The organism is Paraburkholderia domus (assembly GCF_905220705.1).
In the GTDB taxonomy this organism is placed as follows: domain Bacteria; phylum Pseudomonadota; class Gammaproteobacteria; order Burkholderiales; family Burkholderiaceae; genus Paraburkholderia; species Paraburkholderia domus.
In genome coordinates this window covers 60,411-81,214 of sequence record NZ_CAJNAT010000019.1, presented here as the reverse complement: position 1 = coordinate 81,214, position 20,804 = coordinate 60,411, and the positions used below count along the sequence as shown (strand labels likewise).

Genomic DNA, 20,804 nt, shown 5'->3' with positions numbered 1-20,804 from the left:
ACCAGGGAGCGCGCCATGAGCAGCACACTGAACCTGATGAAGAGCCAGACTCATAGGCACGCCTTTTGCTGACTGAAGGACATAACCAAAGGGCAGGCTGCCTAACGCGCACTAACGCGCTGGCTGGACCTCGTCGTTTAGCAGACGTCAGTGGATATATGTCGACCAGGGAGAAATGCATGAAATTCCGGTATTCCCTACAAGTGATGACGGTTGCGCTGGGGCTGGGCGCAGCGCCGATCGGCGCGGTGTACGCGCAAGCCAGTGATGCTCCCGCGAGCGATGCGCCGATGAGCGGCACGAGGCTCTCGCCGGCAGACCAGCAGTTCGTGCAGGATGCCTCACAATCCGACGCCACCGAAATCGCGGCAAGCAAAATCGCGCTCAAGAATTCGAGCGATCCGCACGTCAAAAAATTCGCGCAGCAAATGATCGCTGACCATACGAAACTCTCGCACGCAATGGCGGCACTCGTCGCGAAGAAGGGGTTCGCCACAGCGCCGTCCGCCGATGCAGCGCTGGTCGGCAAACTGCAGACGCTGAAGGGCCGCGAATTCGATCAGGCTTACGTGGAGCAGATCGGGGTGGAAGCGCATCAACGAGCCGTCGACCTGTTCCAGCAGGAGAGCCAGAGCGGCACCGACTCGCAACTGAAGGCGGCGGCCGCGCACGCGTTGCCGACCATCAAGCATCACCTCGCCATGGCGCAGCAACTTGCCGGTTCAATGAAGGGTTCGTCATGAACGCGACCCTGCCACGGCCGGCCTATGAGGATTCCCTTATGCACATCACGTTTCCCGACGACAAACCGGCCTTCGACGGCGCGAATCTGACCGTGCGCTTCATGGCGCGCGTCGATGGCGAAGCGGTGGTGTGCGCGATCACCGCTGAAGCGCTGGAAGATCATTTCGGCGCCGATTCCGCGCTCGAAGCCACGCTGATGGCCGCTTTCAATAAGGGGCGCAACCGTATCCGTTCAGTTTGCGCGGAAGCACTCGACCAGAACGGGGGGGATGGCGTAGTGTTGCATAGTGGACTGTTCAGAGTGGAAGGCATGGAGCCCGATCGCGGCACCGCCGCGTAGTCCGGGCGCGTGTCTACCGCCTGTGCGTATTTTTAGGCGCAGCGTTGTACGGTGGCACGGTCCGCAAAACGCGAATCAACGATGCAAGGAGGCCTCATGTCACTCATCGTCGCTGCACGGTTTACAACCTTCCCAGCCGCTGAAGATGCGGCGCAAAAGCTCTTCAACGCGGGTTTCGTCGAAGAAGATGTCACGCTGTTCTTTGTCAATCCGCGCGGCCAGCACGCGCGTTATCCGATCGGTGGCGATACCCATACCGATCCGGGCGCGCGGGATGCGCCGAAGGGGGCCGGTATGGGCGTCACGATTGGCGCGGTGGTGGGCGCAGTAGTCGGCGTTGCGATATTCGCGGCATTCTCGGCGCCCATACTCGTGTCGCTGATTGCGGCGGGCGTCGGTGCTTACGTTGGCTCGTTGGCCGGGGCGATGTCGCGCACCCACGAAGCAGCCAAAGGCGGCCATCATTTCCCGTTTCATCAGGAATTGCGCGATTCCGGCGTGCTGGTGGCCGTGCATGTGTCGCCCGACAACCAGCTCGACGCTGCTCGTGTATTGCGCGAAGCAGGGGGCACGGCGATCGAGCGAGCGAGTGGGCGCTGGCAGCAAGGGCGCTGGGCCGACTTCGATCCACTCAGAACACCCGAGCCACTCAACGAATTCAGCGAGAGGCATGCTTGAGGCGCTAAACGATTTCGTTTGAGCGTAGACGCGGTAAACAACAAAACGGCCCGACCAAAGTCGGGCCGTTTTGCATGCCGGCGGAGGGATCGCCCGCTCTTATTCCGCTACGACCTTCAGATGGTTCTTTACGCTCGAGACGCCATCGACGCCTTTCACGACCTCTCCAGCTGCGGCCTTGTCGTCAGCCGACGGTACCGAACCCGTGAGCCACACTACGCCCTTGAGGGTTTTCACGTGGATGTGGGTCGACTTGACGTTCTTCGCGCTGAGCAGTTCGGCCTTGGCCTTGGTGGTGATGGTGCCGTCGTCGACATGCTGGCCGATGGTTTCGGATGCGGCCGACGGGGCCGAAGCGCTGGTCTGCGCCGTAGCGTTCAGTGCGAATGCGACACAAGCGATGCTGCCTGCGGTCTTCAAAAGTTGGATTGTCTTCATGGTTTCTCCTTCGAATGTTGATGAAAAATGCGGTCTGGTATTTGCGATCAATTCGTGCGATCAATTCGGGTGCAAAGACCCGCGTCTGTCCACATAGTGCTCATTCGCAAGGCGTATGCCCGGCACGCCACACGGGTGCCCCGATGGCGGGAAAAGCCGTTACGGCGCATGCATTTAGGCTGAGGAATAGGGGGCAGGCTACGTCCGGCGCGCTGTCCGCCGGACCGCAAGGCGCACGACCGGAAATTGCCGGGCTCTTGTAAAAATGGCACTCGCCTGCTGCGCAATTGGCGGGCCTGAGAAGGTAAAGCGGCGGCAAAACTTAGAAAAAACAGTGTGTTGGGCGAACTGGTATGACAGTTGCTCTAATGAGGCCACGTAGCATTTCTCAGCGACTAACGGGACCTCACTACAATGCCTTCCATTGAACTACGCACAAGGCAGTCTCTTGCACTCACGCCGCGTTTGCAGCAATCGGTGCGTCTGTTGCAGTTGTCGTCTCTGGAGTTCCAGCAGGAGTTGCGCACCGCGCTCGACACCAATCCGTTCCTCGAGTACGACTCGACAGACACGGAAGATGTCGCGCTCGCCACTGCAACTTCCGGCGATGACGCCGGCGCGATGCCGGCCACGGACACGGTCGCCGCGGCCGAACCTGAATCCTTACCCAGCGGCAGCGACACCATGGAGAGCGCGGGGCAGGACGACATCCCCGGCGACTTTTCAGGCGACTACAGCAGCCGCGGTTCGGCGCGCCAGAACGGCGACTCCGGGAGTAGCGATCCCGCCGAATGGGCGCGTTCCCAACCCACCTTGCGCGAACAGTTGCACGACGCGCTACGCCTCTATCGACTTGAAGACCGCGACCGCGCGGTGGCCCGTTTCATCATCGAGGCGCTCGACGACGACGGCTATCTGCGCCAGGAGCTGTCTGACCTTGCGGATAGCGTCGAACTCCAACCTGAACTGACCGAAGAAGACTTGCTGGTGGCGCTGCGCCTCGTGCAATCGCTCGATCGTCCCGGTCTCGGCGCGCGCTCGCTGTCCGAATGTCTGTCGCTGCAATTGAACGCGTTACCCGCGGATACGCCGGGACGCGACGTCGCGCTCCAGGTCGTCGATCATCATCTCGAACGCCTCGCGCGCCGCGAACAGGCTGAACTGCAAAAGCAGATCGGCTGCAGCGCCGAGGAACTGCGGGTGGCCTGCGCGCTGGTGCGCAAGCTCGACCCGAAGCCGGGCAACACCTACGGCCGCACTGAAGACAACTATGTCGTGCCGGACGTGATCGTGCGCCAGGCGCGCAACAAATGGGTGGTGTCGATCAATCCGGCGGTGCAGCCGCGCGCTCGCGTTCATCGCATGTACGCCGAGCTGTTCGCGCAATCCGCTGGTGCAAGCCGCTCGCCGCTCGCGCAGCAATTGCAGGAGGCACGCTGGCTGATCCGCAATGCGCAGCAACGTTTCGATACGATTCAACGCGTGGCCGAATGCATCGTCGCGCATCAGAAGGCCTTCTTCCAGTACGGGGAAATCGCGCTCAAGCCGATGGTGCTGCGCGATGTGGCCGAAGAACTCGGTCTGCATGAGTCCACCATCTCGCGTGCGACCGGCAACAAATATATGGCCACGCCGCGCGGTATTTTCGAGTTCAAGCACTTCTTCCCGCGTGAACTCGGCACCGAAAGCGGTGGCACCTGTTCGGCCGCCGCAGTGCGCGCACTGCTCAAGGAAATGATCGCCGCAGAGAACACGCGCGATCCACTGACGGATGTGACGCTCGCCAGGATGCTTGCGGATCAGGGCGTGCTGGTGGCGCGGCGCACCGTGGCGAAATATCGCCATCTGATGAAAGTGCCGCCGGCGGAACTGCGCCGCCAGGTATAGGCGTACTACGCCGTCGTAAAAGCGCGGGCTTCTTTGAACGGTCACGTGAGACTGAGTGCTCGCGTGACTCTTTTTTCGTATCTGGACGTTTCGTGCGCGCCCCATTACATTGGCGGCTCAAGTCGAAACGGGGTGCGTCAATGAAGTATTCGAATCTGGTCGAGCGTTTGCAAGGCAGACGCACGTCAGCGTGGGAAATCCATCGTGTCGCTCAACAGGCGCTTGCCAATGGCGAAGACGTGATCGTGCTGAGCGTTGGCGACCCCGACTTCGCCACACCTGCTCCGATCGTCGAGCGTGCAATCGCGGCGTTGCGCGAGGGCGATACGCACTACAGCGCCGTGTCCGGACGTGAGCCGCTGCGTGCGGCGATCGCGGAAGAACACGCTCGCACCACCGGTTGCGCCGCGAGCGCGGCCAACGTGATCCTGACGGCGGGTGCGCAGAACGGTGTGTTCGCCGCATCGTTGTGCCTGCTGGAGGCCGGCGACGAAGTGATCGTCCCCGAGCCAATGTATCTGACGTACGAGGCCTGTGTGCGCGCCGCGGGCGCCACGCTCGTGCCGGTGCCGGTCGATCCCGCGCGGGCGTTCCACCTCGACTGCGACGCACTCGAAGCGGCCATCACACCGCGCACCCAGGCCATTTTCTTCGCCACACCCTGCAATCCGACTGGCGTGGTGATGCCGCGTGCCGACCTCGAGCGCATCGCGCGACTCGCCCGCGAGCACGATCTGTGGGTGCTATCGGACGAGGTCTATGCGGATCTCACCTTCGAGCGGGAGCATGTGAGCATTGCTGCGTTCCCCGGCATGGCGGAGCGTACGGTGACGCTCGGGAGTCTGTCGAAATCGCATGCAATGGCAGGCTGGCGTGTGGGCTGGGCGATCGGTCCGGCCACGCTGATCGAGCATATGGGGCGGCTCGCGCTGGCCATGCTCTATGGCTTGCCCGGCTTCATCCAGCAGGCCGCATTGACAGCCTTGCAGAACAAGGCGCCGATCGTCGCCGAGATGCGCGAGATTTACCGGCGCCGTCGAGATGTCGTGTTCGAGCGCTTGCATCGCGTGGCGGGTTTGCGTTGCCTGCTACCCGAGGCCGGCATGTTCATGATGGTCGACGTCAGCGGCACGGGCCTCGACACGGTCGATTTCACCTGGCAACTGTTTCGCGCACAGGGGGTGTCGCTGCTCGACGCCAGCGCGTTTGGGGAAACGGCGAATGGTTTCGTTCGACTGGGTTTCGTGGTCGACGAAGCAAGCCTGATCGACGCCTGCGAGCGGATTGCCGCGTTCGTCGGTGGATTGAAAACCGCTTAGCCGCTTCGGGCGTTCTGGTTTTGACGTGGTTTCTCCAGATCAGTCCTGGATGAACGCTGGCTTTCAGTTTGTTTTCGTTTAACTCAATGAAATGATGCGTTGTGAGAGCAGTGTGCGTTGCAGCCAGTTTTCGATTGACGTCTTTTATGCTTGCGTCAAGAATCGTTCGCCTGGTTCGTCTTAATCTGGACAACCGCGACATCGACGCTTATCGACTCGCAGCCGGAAACCACATGGCCCTTCGCTTCTATCTCTCGTTGCGCCGATCACTGGTGGCAGGATCCGTGGCGGCCGCGCTCGTGGCGATGGCGCTGGTTCTCGCCGTCCTCGCCGCGTTCAGTCAAATGTGCGCGGCCGCCGAACCGGACGACTCATCGGCTGCAACTGCCAGCACCGAAACAGCCACGTCGCCAGCCAGCTCCGTGGGCGTGCCCAGTATGCCCAACGCTCAGGCGGAGACTGCGGGCCAGGCTGCCGCTACGAACGGCCAGCCCGTCAAGGAGCCGAGCGCTAATCCAGCACGTACCGGCCGTCCGCCACGGGTTGCCGCCGCCAGCCAGAACGATCCTCAGGATAACCCGCAGCACACGGCCAAACCCGAGACCACGGCGATCCCCGTGCCGCCGGAAAGCGCCGCGGTGACCCAGCATTCGATACGGCTCGGCGGCCGCAAGATCGACTACACGGCGACCGCCGGCAACCTGCTGCTACGTGACAAAACGGGGCAGGCCAATGCGAGCGTCTTCTATGTCGCCTACACGGTCGCCACCAAAGCGCCGTCGACACGCCCTATCACGTTCCTGTTCAACGGCGGACCGGGCTCGGGCAGTGTGTTCCTGATGATCGGCTCGTTCGGGCCGAAGCGGGTGCGTACGGCGAGTCCCGCGATCACGCCGCCCGCGCCGTATGTGCTGGACGACAACCCCGATAGCCTGCTCGACACCACCGATCTGGTGTTTATCGATGCCGTGGGCGCGGGCTTGTCGCGGGTCGTCGGGCATGGCACGGGGAAAGAATTCTGGGGCGTCGATCAGGACCTCGACGCGTTCTCGCAATTCATCGACCGCTATCTGACGGTGAACCAGCGCTGGAATTCGCCGAAGTACCTGCTCGGCGAATCGTACGGCACCGCGCGCGCCGCGATGCTCGCGTATCAGCTGGGCCAAAACAATATCGCGCTCAACGGCGTGATCCTGATGTCGTCGGTGCTCGATTCTGCGGCCTCTTCACCCGGCTTCGATTTCCAGAGCGAAAGCTACTTGCCGAGCTTCGCGGCCATCGCGTGGTACCACGACAAGATTGTGCCGAAGCCAGCCAGTCTGCCGGCCTTTCTCGACGAGGCCCGCGCCTTCGCACGGGGGCCCTACGCGCAGGCGCTCGCGCAGGGCGACGCGTTGCCTGATGCGCAGCGCGACGAGATTGCAGCACGCGTCGCGCAGTTCACCGGGCTCGATGTCGATTACGTGAAACGCAGCCGTCTGCGTCTCTATCCATCGCGCTTTCGCGAGCAATTGTTGCGTGATCGGTCGCGCAGCGTCGGCCGTTTCGATGCGCGTTTCGAAGGGCTCGAGTATGACGGCGTGTCCGAGCGTCCCGATTTCGATGCATCGGTGAGCAGCGTGTCGAGCGCTTTCGACGCTGCGCTTCATCAGCATCTTGCGCAGGACCTGCATTTCACGCCTGCCGACCGCTATCGCGTCTTCAACGACGATGCCTTGAAACAGTGGGACTGGAAACACCGTGAGTGGTGGGGCGAACACTTGACCCAGCCTTATGCGGCGGGCGATCTCGCCGAAGCGATGCGCCAGAATCCGCAACTGCGCGTGATGTCGCTGAACGGCTATTTCGACCTCGCCACGCCGTTCTATGCGACCGAGTACGCGCTCGCGCATCTGGGTGTCGACGCGCCGCTGCGCGCCAACGTGCGCATCACCTACTACCCGACCGGGCACATGATCTATCTCGACGATGCCGCGTTGCATACGCTCAAGCGGGATCTGGCGAGCTTCTATGCGGCGGGCGCGGGCTAGTATTGCGAGGAGCGGCAAGTCGTCGACCGGTATAATTCCTCCACTGTGGCGCGCTCGTTCGAAGGTGCGTCCATGCCGTTGTCCACGGCTTCGCCAACCAGGCTTCACCAACCTAGGCTTCACCCGCGCTGCCCATGCCATTTCTTCCGATCCAGTCCTTCACGCGCAAACGACTTTCCGACGTGGTGTCCGACCAGATCAAGCAACTGATCTCGGACGGCTCGCTGATGCCTGGCGACCGGTTGCCGGCCGAACGCGATCTGGCCACGCAGCTCGGTGTGTCGCGGCCGTCGTTGCGGGAAGCGCTGATCAGGCTGGAAGCGGACGGTTATATCGAAACGTCGGGGCGGGGCGGCTTCACGGTCGTCGACGTTACCGCGCCGATCATCTCCAAGCCGCTCGCCGAACTGTTGCTGCAGAATCCGCGCACCAGTGCCGATATTCTCGAACTGCGCCAGGGTCTCGAATCGATTTCGACGGTGTACGCTGCGGAGCGCGCCACGGCGGCGGATCTGCAGAAGATCACCGAGGCATTCGAAGCATTGAAGGCCGGTTCCCAGTCGCAAGATCGCGTGAACCTCGCGGAACTGGATGCCGCGTTTCACCTCGCCATCGCCGACTCCACGCATAACATCGCGCTCGCTCACGTGATGCACGGTATCCATACGCTGATTCGCGAAGGCATGCGCCAGTACCATCGCCTGATCGACTACGACGACGCGATGGAAAAACAGCTGATGAGCCAGCATCAGGCCATCTACGACGCGGTCATCGCGCGCGATGCGCAAAAGGCGCGCAAGGCCGCCGAGCGTCATCTGACCTATGTGCGCGAAATGTACAAGGAAGACGCGGCGAAACCTTCGCCAAGCGCGATTTCCTGAGTTGCTGGTCTCCGGCCGCCCTCCGACTTCCTGATTCGCTGGTTTCCTGACCACCGCTTGCGCCCACGCGCGGGCGGCGGGTCACGTGCGCCCATTGCCGCGCTGAGGTCTGCGCAGCCTGCTTCACCAACGTTCTCCCGGTTGACAGCACCCGGCGACTTCCTTATATTTCGTGGTAAGACCAACATGACCAGTCTTACTGATTCGACCGCGAGCATGGCGTCAGCAGGAAAAGCCCCCGCCGCCATCTTTTCGTCGTAGGGTAGGTGAATCACCGGCTGCCGCTTCTTCTTTTCAATGAGCTTATGAAAGTCGCCCTGTTTATCCCGTGCTTCATCGACGCGTTCTATCCCGAAGTCGGAATCGCCACGCTCGAATTGCTTGAACGCTTTGGCATCGAGGTCGACTATCCGCAGGAGCAAACCTGCTGCGGCCAGCCGATGGCCAACAGCGGTGCGCAGGTCGAAGCAGCCGGCGCCGAACGCGTGTTTGCGCGCAACTTCGCCGGCTACGACTACATCGTCGGGCCGTCGGCAAGTTGCATCCACCACGTGCGCGAGCATTTGATCGCGCTCGAACAGACCGATGAAGTCAGGAAGGTCCGCGCCAATGCCTACGAACTCGTCGAATTTCTGCATGACGTGGTTGGCGCGCGCGAATTTCCATGGGCCGAATTTCCTCATCGGGTCGGCCTGCATAACAGTTGCAGTGCGTTGCGGCATCTGAAGGAAGCGTCGGTTTCGGAGATTGCAGGGTCGCCGTTTTCGAAGCCACGCACTTTGCTCGAAGGCGTTAAAGGCATCGAATTCGTCAAACCGTCGCGACCCGATGAATGCTGCGGTTTCGGCGGTACCTTCTCGGTGACCGAAGAACCGGTGTCGGTGCGCATGGGGCAGGATAAGGTCCGCGATCATCTCAACGCGGGTGCGCAATACATCGTATCGGGCGATATGTCGTGCCTGATGCACCAGCAAGGCTGCGCAGAACGAATGAAAGCCGACGCACGCTTCATCCATATCGCGCAGGTCCTTAACGGAGCACGCGCATGAGCCGGATCGATCACGCGAAAGCCGCGGGCGCTTTCATCAGGAAGACGGAGCACGTCGCGTTTCACGACAAACGTCTATGGGATTTGCGCGAGAAGCGCGATGCGCAGGCGCACGGCATCCCGGAATGGGAGACGCTGCGCGAACTGGCATCGGGCATCAAGGAGCACACGCTGTCGCATCTGTCCGACTACCTCGAACAGTTCGCCGCTGCGGCTGAAGCCAATGGCGTCATGGTGCATTGGGCCGCGACGGCTGAAGAGCATAACGCGCTGGTCCACAAGATCATGTCCGAGCGTGGCATGACCACACTCGTCAAAAGCAAGTCGATGCTCACCGACGAATGCAAGATGCGCGAGTATCTGGAGCCGCGCGGCATCACGGTGATGGAGACCGACCTCGGTGAGCGCATCCAGCAGCTCGATCATCAGGACCCGAGCCATATGGTGGTGCCCGCGGTCCATAAACTGCGTGGCGACGTGGCTGAACTGTTCGGCCGAACCATCGGCACCGATCCAGAGAACAGCGATATTCACTACCTCGCGGAAAGCCAGCGAATGAACACGCGGCCGTACTTCGTGCGCGAGAAAACGGCCGGCATGACCGGTTGTAATTTCGCAGTGGCGGAGACGGGCACGGTCGTGGTGTGTACGAACGAAGGCAATGCCGACCTGTCGGCGAATGTGCCGCCGTTGCATATCGCGTCGATCGGTATCGAGAAGCTGATTCCGAAGGTGTCGGACCTCGGCGTGTTCATCCGCATGCTGTCACGCAGTGCGCTCGGTTCGCCGATTACGCAATACACCTCGCATTTTCGCGCGCCGCGTCCGGGTACCGAGATGCATTTCATCCTCGTCGATCATGGTCGCTCGGAGCGGCTTGCGATGGAGGACTTCTGGTATTCGCTCAAATGCATCCGTTGCGGCGCCTGTATGAACACCTGTCCTGTGTACCGGCGCAGTGGCGGCCTGTCGTATGGCGGCACGTATTCGGGGCCGATCGGCGCGATCATCAATCCGACCTTCGATCTGAAGCGCTACAGTGCATTGCCGTTCGCGTCGACGCTCAACGGCAGTTGCACGAATGTGTGTCCGGTGAAGATCAATATTCACGAGCAGATCTACAAATGGCGCACGGTGATCGCCGAGCGTCACGAGGTTCCGTTCGTGAAGCAGGAAGTGTTGAAAATGGCGGGGCGCCTACTCGCGAGCCCGACGCTGTATCGGGCGACGGTGTCATCGATGGGCGGCGCGCTGCGGCGGCTGCCGAATTTCGTGCTGTATAACCCGCTCAATATCTGGGGGCGGCAGCGTGAGTTGCCCGAGGCGCCGAAGCTGACCTTCCACGCCTGGTACAAGAAGAATCGTGGAGGTGGCGATGGCAACGCGTGAAGCTTTTCTGGCGAAGGTGCGTGAGGCGCAGCCGCCGGCGCGGCCACGGCCTGATGTGCCGTTGTTCACTTCGGCGGGCGGGGATTTGCGGGCGCGCTTCATGACGGCATTGCAGGCGATGGGTGGCACGTGCGTCGAGGTGCCGGCTGCGGGTGACGTGCTTGCGCTGATCCGTGAACGGTTCGGCGATGCGGCGTCGGTGGCGTCGGCGACGCCCGAAGTGCCGGGCACACGCGTCATCACGGCCGACACCGAACCCGCTTCGTTGCAGGATATCGATGTGGGTGTGGTGCGAGCGCGCTTCGGCGTGGCTGAAACGGGCTCAGTGTGGTTCAGCGAACGTGAGTATGTGGTCAATTCGCTGGGGTACATCGTGCAGCATCTGGTGGTGCTGCTCGATCCGGCGCAATTGCTCGACGGCTTGCAGGACGTGTACCGTCGCGACGACTTCCGCGATGCACGCTATGCGGCGCTGGTCACCGGCCCCTCGGCCACGGCGGATATCGAAGGCGTGCTGATTCGGGGTGCGCAGGGGGTAAGGTCGTTGACGGTGGCATGGGTAGGCAGTCCGCAAGGAATCTAGCGGGTGCCTTGGCGTCTGGGAGCAAATCGCCGCATCGTGCGGAGACGCTTTGCGCCGGATAGTAGGGCGACCTGCCGCCACCCATGCGGCATTCGAGCATCACTCACCTGTCATTCAACTGTCGGGCGGCCGCGCTGGTATCTTCTGCCAGCCGCTGGGACATGTCCGTACGAATGGGTAGTAGCCCTGCGGGTTGTCGCAGTGGTACCAGAAGGCGAGTTGTGGTGCGCCGCCGCCCTGGTCATACATGTCCGCGCCGCCGGGCTGTGCCGGCCCCTGCTCGATGTACTGCGTAGGTTGCGACGGGTCGCCGGACACGTACGGGTAGTAGACGCTGGTGTAGTAGGGGGGGTAGTAGTACGGATAGAACGGATAACCGTAGATGAAGCCCGGACCGAAGTAAAAACCGACGCTCACGGATCCGCAGCAACCGTAGTAGCCGCCGCGGTAATAGCCACCGTGGTACCACCCGTAGTAGCCACCGTGGTAATAGCCACCGTGGTACGAGCCGCCGCCGTAATATCCACCATGGTAGCCGCTGCTCCAGCTGCTGCTGCCGCTGCTGCTGCCGCTCGAGCTGCTGCCGTGGTTGACACCGCCATAGCCGCCCCCGTAGCCACCACCATAGCCGCCGCCTCCGTGGTACCAGCCGCCGCCGCCTCTGCCCGCGGTGGCTGCGGCGCTGATGCACAGCGCCGCCAGCACGAGCAGTAGCCGGCACAAGTCACGCCTTTTCACGATACTCACCTCGTATCTCCGCGCCTCGTCCGGCACGACACGGTGTCCGTGTCCGCAGGACCTGGATCAGGGCTCGCTGCAGCAGCGGGATAGAATCAGGGCGCACTGGTTGGCCTCATAGACCAGTTTAGGCGTTAGTGCGATATTTTTCCTGTCAGTGCAGGAGGTATGTTTCGCCACACTGGACGCGCGTGCCTCTCATACTGGTGATTGTCGACGCGATGCGCAGAGGAAGTCATGTGCTCGAACAGCTCGCGCCCCACTCGACGACGGCTCTTGAGACGTGTGCATGAGACGTCGTGACGATCAGGGAAGGAGTGAAGCCTCATCTGCATCTATACCGAGCTGCTCCTTGAGGCCAGCCCATCCCCGCGGTGTGACCTGCACGGCGCGTGATCCGGTGTGCCGTCGCAACCATCCTTTCGCGCACAGCAGCGCTGTGAACTGGACGCCGAGGGGACCGGCGAGATGATGTTGCCGCTCGGTCCAGTCCAGGCACTGGCGAGCCACGCCTCGCCGCGTTGGTTTGAGTGCGGCCACATCCAGCCCCATGCTGTTAAACCACGCGATGCCGGCCGCCGTCACATCGAACTGCTTATCCGCTGCAGCGACGATATAGCCGCGCGCTTGCAGGGCCTGCGCGACGGCGACGCCCACACGCCCGGCCAGGTGGTCGTAGCAACAACGTGCGAACTGGAGATATTGCGCTTCGCGGCTGAGCGGCTTGCACCGTACAGGGTCGACTGGCCCGATGGTCGCAAGATGTTCAAGCGCCGAAGCGACGTGAGCGCCGGCCAGCCGGTAGTAGCGATGCCGCCCTTCCGGTTCGACGACTAGCAGGCCTCCGGCGAGGAGTTTGCCAAGGTGCGAACTGGCGGTCTGCGCTGATACCCGAGCCGCGAACGCCAGTTCACCAGCAGGGCGGGCGCGTCCGTCCGTGAGCGCCATGAGCATTGCTGCTCGCGTCGGGTCCGCAATCAGGCGGGCGGCGGATGCCACAGTCGGTTGAATATCCATGTGTCGATCTCCAGGCACGCCATCACGATAGCATCGGAAAGCTCGGCATGTTTCGACACCGGTCGAAGCATCAGGCGTCGATCCAGCCATAGACTGTGACCAGTCATCTTTAATCGAGGGACTGATCATGTGCGCAAATACCGATATCGAAATTCGACACATCTACGAACAATGGCACGCTTGTGTCGTGCAGCGAGATCTCGAAGGGTTGACGGCTCTCTACGCCGATGACGCGATTCTTGAAACTCCGCTCATTCTTGCCGTCCTGAAGAATCACGATCATGGTGTCCTCAAGGGAAAAATCTCCATCGCCTCATTTTTCGCTGCTGGCCTGCGGGATGCAGGCTGCGGACTCGGCCATTGGTACCGGACGGGCACGTTCTTTTCCAATGGCCGGCAATTGACGTGGGAGTATCCGCGCGAAACGCCAGATGGTGATCAGGTCGACCTCGTCGAGGTGATGGATATCGAGCATGGTCTCATTCGCCATCACCGCGTTTATTGGGGATGGGTTGGATTCATGAAACTGGCCCCAGCTTTGAATTCCCGTGCGAGCGATGCTCGGTGATAAACGGCAGCATCGCAGATCGCGCGTGTGCTGGCGGCAACCAGCATCAGCTACATCGTCGTTGTCCTTGACACGTCGATCGTCAATGTCGCTCTAGCCGAACCGAGGTTGAACTATTAACGACGCAGACTGACTGGCCGCTTGTTGCCGCGGCCGATGTCTCCTGGGGGCGACTTCTGCCGGACGCGGACCGACCAACGGCGGCCCACGCCGTCGGTTCAACGTCGGACCGGGTTCGGCGGCCAAGAACGGTCGGTCGGATGCGGTCCGGAAAGCAGTCGCTCAACGCCGCCTTCGATCTCCCACAAGACGTTCCCGTCTCAAATGGTTGCGTGGGACGCTATTGCAGCCAGAATGACCGGCAGTTGGGCCGGTTTTACAAAATGGTGATCGAAGCCGGCCTTGAGCGATTCGTCCCGTTCGGAGGGCGCGCCCAGTGCGGTTACCGCCAGCAGCAACGGCCAGGGGATGACGCTCATGCGCCGGATTTCTCTCGCCACTGCCCGACCATCCATACGGGGCATCTGGATATCAAGCATCACCACGTCAGGATGCCAGGCGGAGTACGCGGCGAGCGCGCCTATGCCGTCTGCAGCCGTTTGGATGGCGTAACCGTAAGTCTCGAAGAACAGCACGTACGCCTCGACCAAATCCGGGTCGTCGTCCGCGATGAGTAAGCGCTCCGCTTTGGCAGTGGACATTGGGTTCCTATAGGTTGCCCCCTATATCACGCAATTTAGGGACCCGATAGAATCGAAGCAGCTATTTGCGCGCAATACAAATTCGGCGAATGCGCCATATGGACTTTTTTCCCTTCCTCGAGGGCGCACATGCGATTGGCTGACTTCATCCTGCGCGACATGGAAACGATTGTGGTGCAATGGGAGGCGTTTGCCGGCACCCTGTTGCCGGCAGCCGCAAACATGAAATCGCTCGCTCTGCGAGACCATGCGCAACAGATTCTGCAAGCCGTAGCGAAGGATCTGTCGACGGCCCAGTCCAGGGAGGCGCAAGCCGAAAAGTCGATGGGACGAGCCCCCGTACTGATCGGAGCGCCGGAGACAGCTGCGCAAACGCACGCCCTTCTGCGGGCGCGAGGCGGGTTCGACATCAACCAGTTGGCTGCCGAGTACCGCGCCCTGCGGGCCAGCGTCCTGCGGCTCTGGATGGACGAATGTCAGCCCGAGGCCCCAGATCCAGATGATGTCATCCGGTTCAACGAGGCCATCGACCAGGCACTTGCCGAATCGGTCGGGTATTTCAGCGCGCAAGTCGACCAGGCTCGCAACCTCTTGCTTGGCATGCTCGGGCACGATATGCGCAGCCCACTCCAGACCATCCTGATGACGGCCCAATATCTGGCGGCGCTGAACGCTGGGGAGCAGGTATCCGTAGCCGCATCCCGTTTGATCAGAAGCGGCGCTCGCATGCAGGCCCTTCTGAACGATATGCTTGATTTCAATCGAACCAGGCTGGGTTTGGGTGTCAATATCGCGCCGACTGATACCGACCTGGAGAAACTGCTCTCCGACGAACTCGACCTGTTGCGGGCAGCGCATCCAGACCGTCGAGTTGATCTGGACGTGGCAGGTGACTGTCGGGGTGTTTGGGACGGCCGCCGTCTGCAGCAGTTGCTTGAAAATCTGGTCTTGAATGCGATCAAGTACGGAGCGCCAGACGCGCCGGTGCGAGTGGTGATGACCGGCGAGGCGCGGGACGTTCGTTTCGAGGTCAGGAACCACGGGCCCGCCATCGAGCGAATGACTCTGGCCCGGATCTTTGACCCGCTCCAGCGTGGCCTGAATCAGGAAGGTTCATATAACGCAGACGGCAACCTCGGGCTCGGACTGTATATCGCGCGCGAGATTGCCAAGGCCCATGGGGGCGAGATCGAGGCGCGGTCCGACGAGGCGGAAACCGTGTTCGCTGTGCGCCTGCCACGTCGTCAATAGCGTCCGCGATATATATCCACCGACGGCCGTCGGCGTGCTTTTGCGTGAGCGCTCGTAAGTGCAGGGGCAATTGCCGTTCACGAGTATGCGGCAAAATCTTCGCGTGTCATCCTTCTCGTTCGCCCCGCCGACAGCAACTGGTCGTTTAGCAACGGTCCGCTTTTTCAGTACGCCTGTGGCTGTTTCGGGTCGGTGCAGTCCTTCCCCTAAGTCCTCTGTTAGCCCACGAAGTGTCATTCAATCGCGACATTATTCCGACCTGCGGACGCCAGCTCCGTGTCGATTATCGATCTACTACCTGCTGACGAGGAGGACGAACGTTCAATCACCATGCGATGCCGCACAGTCGAAGAGGTGATCCCGGCCTGTCGCGGCCACACGTCCGGTAAGCCATCACAAGGGACTTTCTGGCGCGCATGACAGCGCCTCTCGTGCTCAAATTCGATACGCGGCTGCCGTTGACTATGTCGGCGCATCGAACCTCTTCACTTTGCTCGAATCGATGCCTCCGTATTGGGAGCCGATGCGCGACATGATGTACGAGATGATCGGCAACCCGCAGACCGAAGAGGGCAAGCGGACACTGCACGATGCGTCGCCGCTGTTTTTCGCGGACCGGATCGTGACACCGCTCCTTGTCGCACAAGGTGCCAACGATCCGAGAGTCAAACAGGCCGAGAGCGATCAGATGGTCGCCGCTTTGCGGGCGCGCGGTGTCGATGTGAAATACATTCTCAAGGAAAACGAAGGGCACGGTTTTCAAAACGAAGAAAACGAGCTCGAGTTCTATGAAGCGATGGACGCGTTCCTTGCGGAGTATCTCGGCGGAGTTGCGAGAAAGTGATCGGGTCTGCGTCGCCAATGGGTGCCTGATTAGCAACGGCCCATCCAATGTTGCTGCGTTCCGTGCGTGGCACGAGATAGTTTTGCAGGTTGCCGGGCACCCCCTCCACGGACTTTGATATCATCACTGTATAAACATACAGGTTTCGCGAAATCCCCGTGGCGACAGATGCTCCGTCAGACCTCCGCTCTGATGCCCCCTATTACCTGCTGAACTTCGAGCGTGCGCTGGCGTGGCTCGCCGAGCGTTATGACGATCTGCTGGACGCGCAGGAACACAGCTTCCTGCGCGACTTCGCCGTTTTGCCGCAGCCGTCGCGCGCGTTGCTGGTTCGCATGCTGATGCGCAAGGGCACGCTGTTCCGCGCCAGCCGTCTTTCTTATGACGAGATCGGTTGCCCTTTACGGGCCGTTGCGCCCCTGGCGGTGCTCGGTTGGGTCGACACTGAACCTGGCCTGACGCTCGACGATCTGTTCGCGCTCACCACGCGTCCCGAGTTGCTGCTGATCTTTGCGGACGCCATCGCCTTGACTCCTGGCGCGAAAGGCTTGCGCAAACCCGATCTGCTGGAAACGCTGCGGCCGTTTTACGAAGGCGAAGACGAGGAGCCAGGCACCCCTGCGCAGCCGTTGTCCACATGGCACAGCCAGACCACCGATCGCGTCTTCCACGTGGCCATCGCGCCCCTGTGCGACCGTCTGCGCCTGATGTTCTTCGGCAATCTGCAACAGGACTGGTCGGAGTTCGTGCTTGCCGATCTCGGCGTGTTCCAGTACGAGAAGGTTGCATTCGCGCCATCGTCGCGCGCATTCCAGCAACGCGTGGATGTCGACGTCTACCTTGCGTTGCATGCGTGCCGCGAAGCGCTCGAATGGCTGCCCGCAGGAGAGTCTGAAGCCGAGGCGGTCGACGAGATCGTCGCCGCGATCGCCGCGATCGAAACCTCGAACGCCTGGCTCGAAACACGTCGCGCGAAACTACTGTTTCGTATCGGCCAGCATTGCGAGCGTCAGCAGAACTGGCCCGCTGCACTGGCCGTCTATGAGCGTTGTGCGTGGCCCGGCGCGCGCCATCGGCGCTTACGCGTGCTGGAACGCAGCGAACGATTCGACGAAGCCTTCGCCCTCGCTTCGCAAGCCGCTGCCACGCCTGAAAGCGAAGAGGAGGCGCAGCGCGTCGCACGCATGCTGCCTCGTTTGCAGCGCAAGCGTGGCGAGCGGGTGGCGCGCGTGCCTGCTGCACGGCCGGTCGAGCGCAGCACACTGGTGCTGCCGAGGCCTGACGAGTCGCAATCGGTCGAATACGTCACACGCGATCATTTGACTTGCGACTCAGCGCCGGTTCACTACGTCGAAAACGCGCTGATCAACTCGCTGTTCGGTTTGCTGTGCTGGGAGCCGGTGTTCGCGGCGCTGCCTGGCGCGTTTTTCCATCCTTTCCAGCGCGGGCCGGCCGATCTGCATGCGCCGGATTTTCACGCGCGCCGCGCCGAACAATTCTCCGCGTGTCTCGCACAACTCGACAGCGATGCCTATCGAGAAACGATTCTGCGTCATTTGCAAAGCAAGGCAGGTCTGCAATCGCCATTTGTATTCTGGGGCTTGCTGACGTCGGAACTGGTCGTGTTGGCCCTCGATTGCCTACCTGCCGCGCATCTGAAACTATGGTTCGAGCGTCTGCTGCGCGACATCCGCGGCAACCGTTCGGGCCTGCCGGACCTGATCCGTTTCTGGCCGGCCGAGCGCCGTTATGAGTTGATCGAAGTAAAGGGCCCCGGCGACCGCTTGCAGGACAACCAGATCCGCTGGCTCGCATACTGCGCGCAGCACGGCATGCCGGTGCGTGTGCTCGACGTACGATGGGCCGATGAAGGTGCCCCCATGTCCGAAGTCACGCTGGAGGGAACGGCAGGGGACACGAATGGGGCAATGACAGAAGTCAAGGTAGCGGCACCGAAAGAGGCCAACGCGGATGTCACCACAGTGACAACAAAAGTAGCCATCACCAATGAGGCTCCCACGTGACCTACTTGGTCGCCGTGCGGGCGATGTGCGAATTCACCGCGCGGCGCGGCGATCTGGATCTGCGCTTCACGCCCGCGCCCACTTCGCTGGAAGGCATGGCGGGCCACGTGACAGTCGCCGGGCGGCGCGCGAGCCGCTATGAAACCGAGATCACGCTGACCGGCACGCATCGCGGTCTGACCGTACGTGGCCGCGCGGACGGTTACGACCCGGCGTCGAACCGGCTGGAAGAGGTCAAGACCCATCGCGGCGCGCTCGAACGGATGCCCGCCAATCACCGCGCGCTGCATTGGGCGCAGGCGCTGGTGTACGGTCATCTGTTGTGCAGGACCCGCGGGCTCGCCGAATTGACGGTCGCGCTGGTGTACTTCGATATCGGTAGTCAGAAGGAAACGTTGCTGACTGAACAGCACACCGCGCGTGAGCTGGAGATTTTTTTCGTCGAGCAATGCGAGCGCTTCCTCGATTGGGCGGTGCAGGAAGAGGCCCATCGCGCCGCGCGCAATGCCGCGCTCAGCGCCTTGCAGTTTCCGCATGGTCAGTTCCGCAGTGGTCAGCGCGAGCTGGCGGTGTCGGTGTATCGCGCGGCGCGTGACGGCAAGCCGTTGATGGCGCAGGCGCCTACCGGCATCGGCAAGACACTGGCGACCATCTTTCCGCTGCTGAAGGCGTGTGCGTCGGATCAGATCGAGCGCGTGTTCTTCCTCACCGCGAAGACGCCGGGCCGCGCGCTCGCCCTCGATGCGATCGAAACGCTCCATCACAGCGCCGAGCCGTCCTTAGCGCGCTTGCCGCTGAGAACCCTGGAACTGGTCGCGCGCGACAAGGCTTGTGAGCATCCCGACAAGGCCTGCAACGGCGAGTCCTGTCCGCTCGCGCGCGGCTTCTACGACCGGCTCGACGCGGCCCGCAGCGCGGCGTTGACTGGCCAGAGGCTCGACCGGGCGTCGGTGCGCGAAGCGGCGCTCGAGAACGACGTCTGCCCGTACTATCTCGCGCAGGAACTGGCGCGCTGGTCGGACGTGGTGGTCGGAGATTACAACTACTACTACGACAGCAGCGCGATGTTGTACGCGCTCACGCAGATCAATCAGTGGCGCGTCGGCGTGCTGGTCGACGAGGCGCACAACCTGCTCGACCGCGCACGGCGCATGTACAGCGCGTCGCTCGATCAGGCAGCGTTCCGGCTCGCGCGCAAAACCGCGCCCGCGACGTTGAAGAAGCCGCTTGATCGGCTTCAACGCGAGTGGAATGCCGTGAAGCGCGTACAGACCGACACGTATCAGGTCTACGCCGACGTCCCAGGCAAACTGCTTTCGGCCGCACAGAATCTGATCGGCGCAGTGACGGACCAACTCGCCGAAGCACCGCTTTCGATCGACGAAGCGTCGCTGCGCTTTTTTTTCGACGCCATGCATTTCGTCGCGCTGGCGGAGCAGTTCGGCGAGCATTCGATTTTCGACATCACGCTCACCGCGGATCGCTACGCGCCGCGCGACAAAACGAGCGCCACGCTGTGCGTGCGCAACGTGATCCCGGCACCGTTCCTCGCGGGGCGTTACGCCGCTGCGCGCACCACGGTAATGTTCTCCGGCACGCTCAATCCACACCATTTCTATCGCGACACGCTGGGTCTGCCGGAGCAAACGACCTGGCTCGACGTCGAAGGGCCGTTCCGCGCCGAGCAATTGCAGGTACGCGTGGCCGCCAATGTTTCGACGCGCTGGCGTGACCGCGAGCGTTCACTCGTGCCGATCGCGGATCTGATCGCCAAGCAGTACGCGGCGCAGCCGGGCAATTATCTCGGCTTCCTGAGCAGCTTCGAGTATCTGCAGCAGGTGGTGGCGTTGATGCGCGAGCGTCATCCCGGACTGCCGGTATGGGCGCAGGAACCGGGCATGGACGAGGCGGCGCGCGACGCGTTCCTCGCGCGTTTTCGCACCATGAACCAGGGCGTGGGCTTCGCGGTATTGGGCGGCGCGTTCTCCGAGGGGGTCGATCTGGTCGGTCAGCAGTTGATCGGCGCTTTCATCGCGACGCTCGGCCTGCCGCAGATGAACGACGTCAACGAGCAGATGCGCCGCACGATGGACGCGAAGTTCGGCAACGGCTACGACTACATGTATCTGTATCCGGGCTTGCAGAAGGTCGTGCAGGCCGCCGGCCGCGTCATTCGCACGGAGCAGGATCAGGGTGTGGTGCATCTGATCGACGACCGCTACCGGCGGCCGGAAGTGCAGCGCTTGTTGCCGCGCTGGTGGCAGGTGCAATAGGGCACCAGGCGGCTGATCGACGGCTCGCAAGCCGATCTCTTTACCTCCCAC

18 protein-coding genes and 1 pseudogene are annotated in these 20,804 nt (G+C 62.0%); 15 read left to right on the top strand and 4 right to left on the bottom strand.

Features of this window, described 5'->3' with window-relative positions; translation table 11 throughout:
- The first annotated feature begins 179 nt into the window (after positions 1 to 179).
- The 3 genes from KHO31_RS26515 (at position 180) to KHO31_RS26505 (ending at position 1,762) form a co-directional block, all read left to right on the top strand.
- Entirely contained in the window at positions 180 to 743 is a 564-nt protein-coding gene (locus KHO31_RS26515; protein WP_201072680.1) for a DUF4142 domain-containing protein, read from the top strand.
- Positions 740 to 1,084, top strand: coding sequence for a DUF1488 family protein (locus KHO31_RS26510; protein WP_211624478.1), 345 nt, complete (start codon positions 740 to 742; stop codon positions 1,082 to 1,084). Before KHO31_RS26515 ends, KHO31_RS26510 begins: the two co-directional genes overlap by 4 nt.
- A gap of 96 nt (positions 1,085 to 1,180) precedes the next feature.
- Positions 1,181 to 1,762: a hypothetical protein gene (locus tag KHO31_RS26505; RefSeq protein WP_201072684.1), complete on the top strand. Its 582-nt coding sequence runs from the start codon at positions 1,181 to 1,183 to the stop codon at positions 1,760 to 1,762.
- A 99-nt stretch (positions 1,763 to 1,861) separates the two neighbouring features.
- Here KHO31_RS26505 and KHO31_RS26500 read toward each other — a convergent pair whose 3' ends face one another.
- A complete protein-coding gene (locus KHO31_RS26500; protein ID WP_201072686.1) occupies positions 1,862 to 2,200 on the bottom strand; it encodes a BON domain-containing protein in 339 nt (112 codons plus the stop codon).
- 414 nt (positions 2,201 to 2,614) lie between these two features.
- Here KHO31_RS26500 and KHO31_RS26495 point away from each other — a divergent pair, with 414 nt between their 5' ends.
- The 7 genes from KHO31_RS26495 to KHO31_RS26465 all read left to right on the top strand — a co-directional run bounded on the left by KHO31_RS26495 (position 2,615) and on the right by KHO31_RS26465 (position 11,337).
- Positions 2,615 to 4,087 (top strand): RNA polymerase factor sigma-54, encoded by a 1,473-nt coding sequence (locus tag KHO31_RS26495; protein WP_201138860.1) that lies wholly within the window; start codon positions 2,615 to 2,617, stop codon positions 4,085 to 4,087.
- 140 nt (positions 4,088 to 4,227) lie between these two features.
- Positions 4,228 to 5,406, top strand: a complete 1,179-nt coding sequence (locus KHO31_RS26490) for a pyridoxal phosphate-dependent aminotransferase (protein WP_211624476.1) — start codon at positions 4,228 to 4,230, stop codon at positions 5,404 to 5,406.
- Between the two features lie 233 nt (positions 5,407 to 5,639).
- A complete protein-coding gene (locus tag KHO31_RS26485) occupies positions 5,640 to 7,436 on the top strand; it encodes a S10 family peptidase (RefSeq protein ID WP_201072692.1) in 1,797 nt (598 codons plus the stop codon).
- A gap of 134 nt (positions 7,437 to 7,570) precedes the next feature.
- On the top strand, positions 7,571 to 8,317 hold the full coding sequence (locus KHO31_RS26480; RefSeq protein ID WP_201072694.1) for a FadR/GntR family transcriptional regulator: 747 nt from the start codon (positions 7,571 to 7,573) through the stop codon (positions 8,315 to 8,317).
- A 305-nt stretch (positions 8,318 to 8,622) separates the two neighbouring features.
- Positions 8,623 to 9,366, top strand: a complete 744-nt coding sequence (locus tag KHO31_RS26475; protein ID WP_201072696.1) for a (Fe-S)-binding protein — start codon at positions 8,623 to 8,625, stop codon at positions 9,364 to 9,366.
- Positions 9,363 to 10,754 (top strand): lactate utilization protein B, encoded by a 1,392-nt coding sequence (locus KHO31_RS26470; RefSeq protein ID WP_201138857.1) that lies wholly within the window; start codon positions 9,363 to 9,365, stop codon positions 10,752 to 10,754. Before KHO31_RS26475 ends, KHO31_RS26470 begins: the two co-directional genes overlap by 4 nt.
- Positions 10,741 to 11,337 carry a LutC/YkgG family protein gene (locus KHO31_RS26465; RefSeq protein WP_201122420.1) on the top strand — a complete coding sequence of 199 codons (597 nt, stop codon included), beginning with the start codon at positions 10,741 to 10,743 and terminating at the stop codon, positions 11,335 to 11,337. The genes KHO31_RS26470 and KHO31_RS26465 overlap by 14 nt, the downstream gene beginning before the upstream one ends.
- A 114-nt stretch (positions 11,338 to 11,451) precedes the next feature.
- Here KHO31_RS26465 and KHO31_RS39465 read toward each other — a convergent pair whose 3' ends face one another.
- A complete protein-coding gene (locus tag KHO31_RS39465) occupies positions 11,452 to 12,084 on the bottom strand; it encodes a hypothetical protein (protein WP_236071481.1) in 633 nt (210 codons plus the stop codon).
- A 297-nt stretch (positions 12,085 to 12,381) separates the two neighbouring features.
- Entirely contained in the window at positions 12,382 to 13,092 is a 711-nt protein-coding gene (locus KHO31_RS26455) for an ArsR/SmtB family transcription factor (RefSeq protein ID WP_201072700.1), read from the bottom strand.
- Positions 13,093 to 13,219: 127 nt separating this feature from the next.
- On the opposite strand from KHO31_RS26455, the gene KHO31_RS26450 reads away from it, so the two are divergent.
- Positions 13,220 to 13,660: a nuclear transport factor 2 family protein gene (locus KHO31_RS26450; protein WP_211624474.1), complete on the top strand. Its 441-nt coding sequence runs from the start codon at positions 13,220 to 13,222 to the stop codon at positions 13,658 to 13,660.
- 320 nt (positions 13,661 to 13,980) lie between these two features.
- Here the strand turns inward: KHO31_RS26450 and KHO31_RS26445 are convergent, their stop codons facing one another.
- Complete coding sequence (locus tag KHO31_RS26445; RefSeq protein WP_211624472.1) at positions 13,981 to 14,361, bottom strand: response regulator; 381 nt, start codon at positions 14,359 to 14,361, stop codon at positions 13,981 to 13,983.
- A gap of 129 nt (positions 14,362 to 14,490) precedes the next feature.
- On the opposite strand from KHO31_RS26445, the gene KHO31_RS26440 reads away from it, so the two are divergent.
- The 4 genes and pseudogenes from KHO31_RS26440 (at position 14,491) to KHO31_RS26425 (ending at position 20,753) form a co-directional block, all read left to right on the top strand.
- Complete coding sequence (locus KHO31_RS26440; RefSeq protein WP_201072703.1) at positions 14,491 to 15,612, top strand: sensor histidine kinase; 1,122 nt, start codon at positions 14,491 to 14,493, stop codon at positions 15,610 to 15,612.
- 427 nt (positions 15,613 to 16,039) lie between these two features.
- Positions 16,040 to 16,456 (top strand): annotated as a pseudogene (locus tag KHO31_RS26435) (alpha/beta hydrolase family protein); the annotation flags it as partial.
- A gap of 158 nt (positions 16,457 to 16,614) precedes the next feature.
- Complete coding sequence (locus tag KHO31_RS26430) at positions 16,615 to 18,480, top strand: VRR-NUC domain-containing protein (RefSeq protein ID WP_211624470.1); 1,866 nt, start codon at positions 16,615 to 16,617, stop codon at positions 18,478 to 18,480.
- Positions 18,477 to 20,753 (top strand): ATP-dependent DNA helicase, encoded by a 2,277-nt coding sequence (locus tag KHO31_RS26425; RefSeq protein ID WP_201072705.1) that lies wholly within the window; start codon positions 18,477 to 18,479, stop codon positions 20,751 to 20,753. Before KHO31_RS26430 ends, KHO31_RS26425 begins: the two co-directional genes overlap by 4 nt.
- The last annotated feature ends 51 nt before the right edge of the window (positions 20,754 to 20,804 follow it).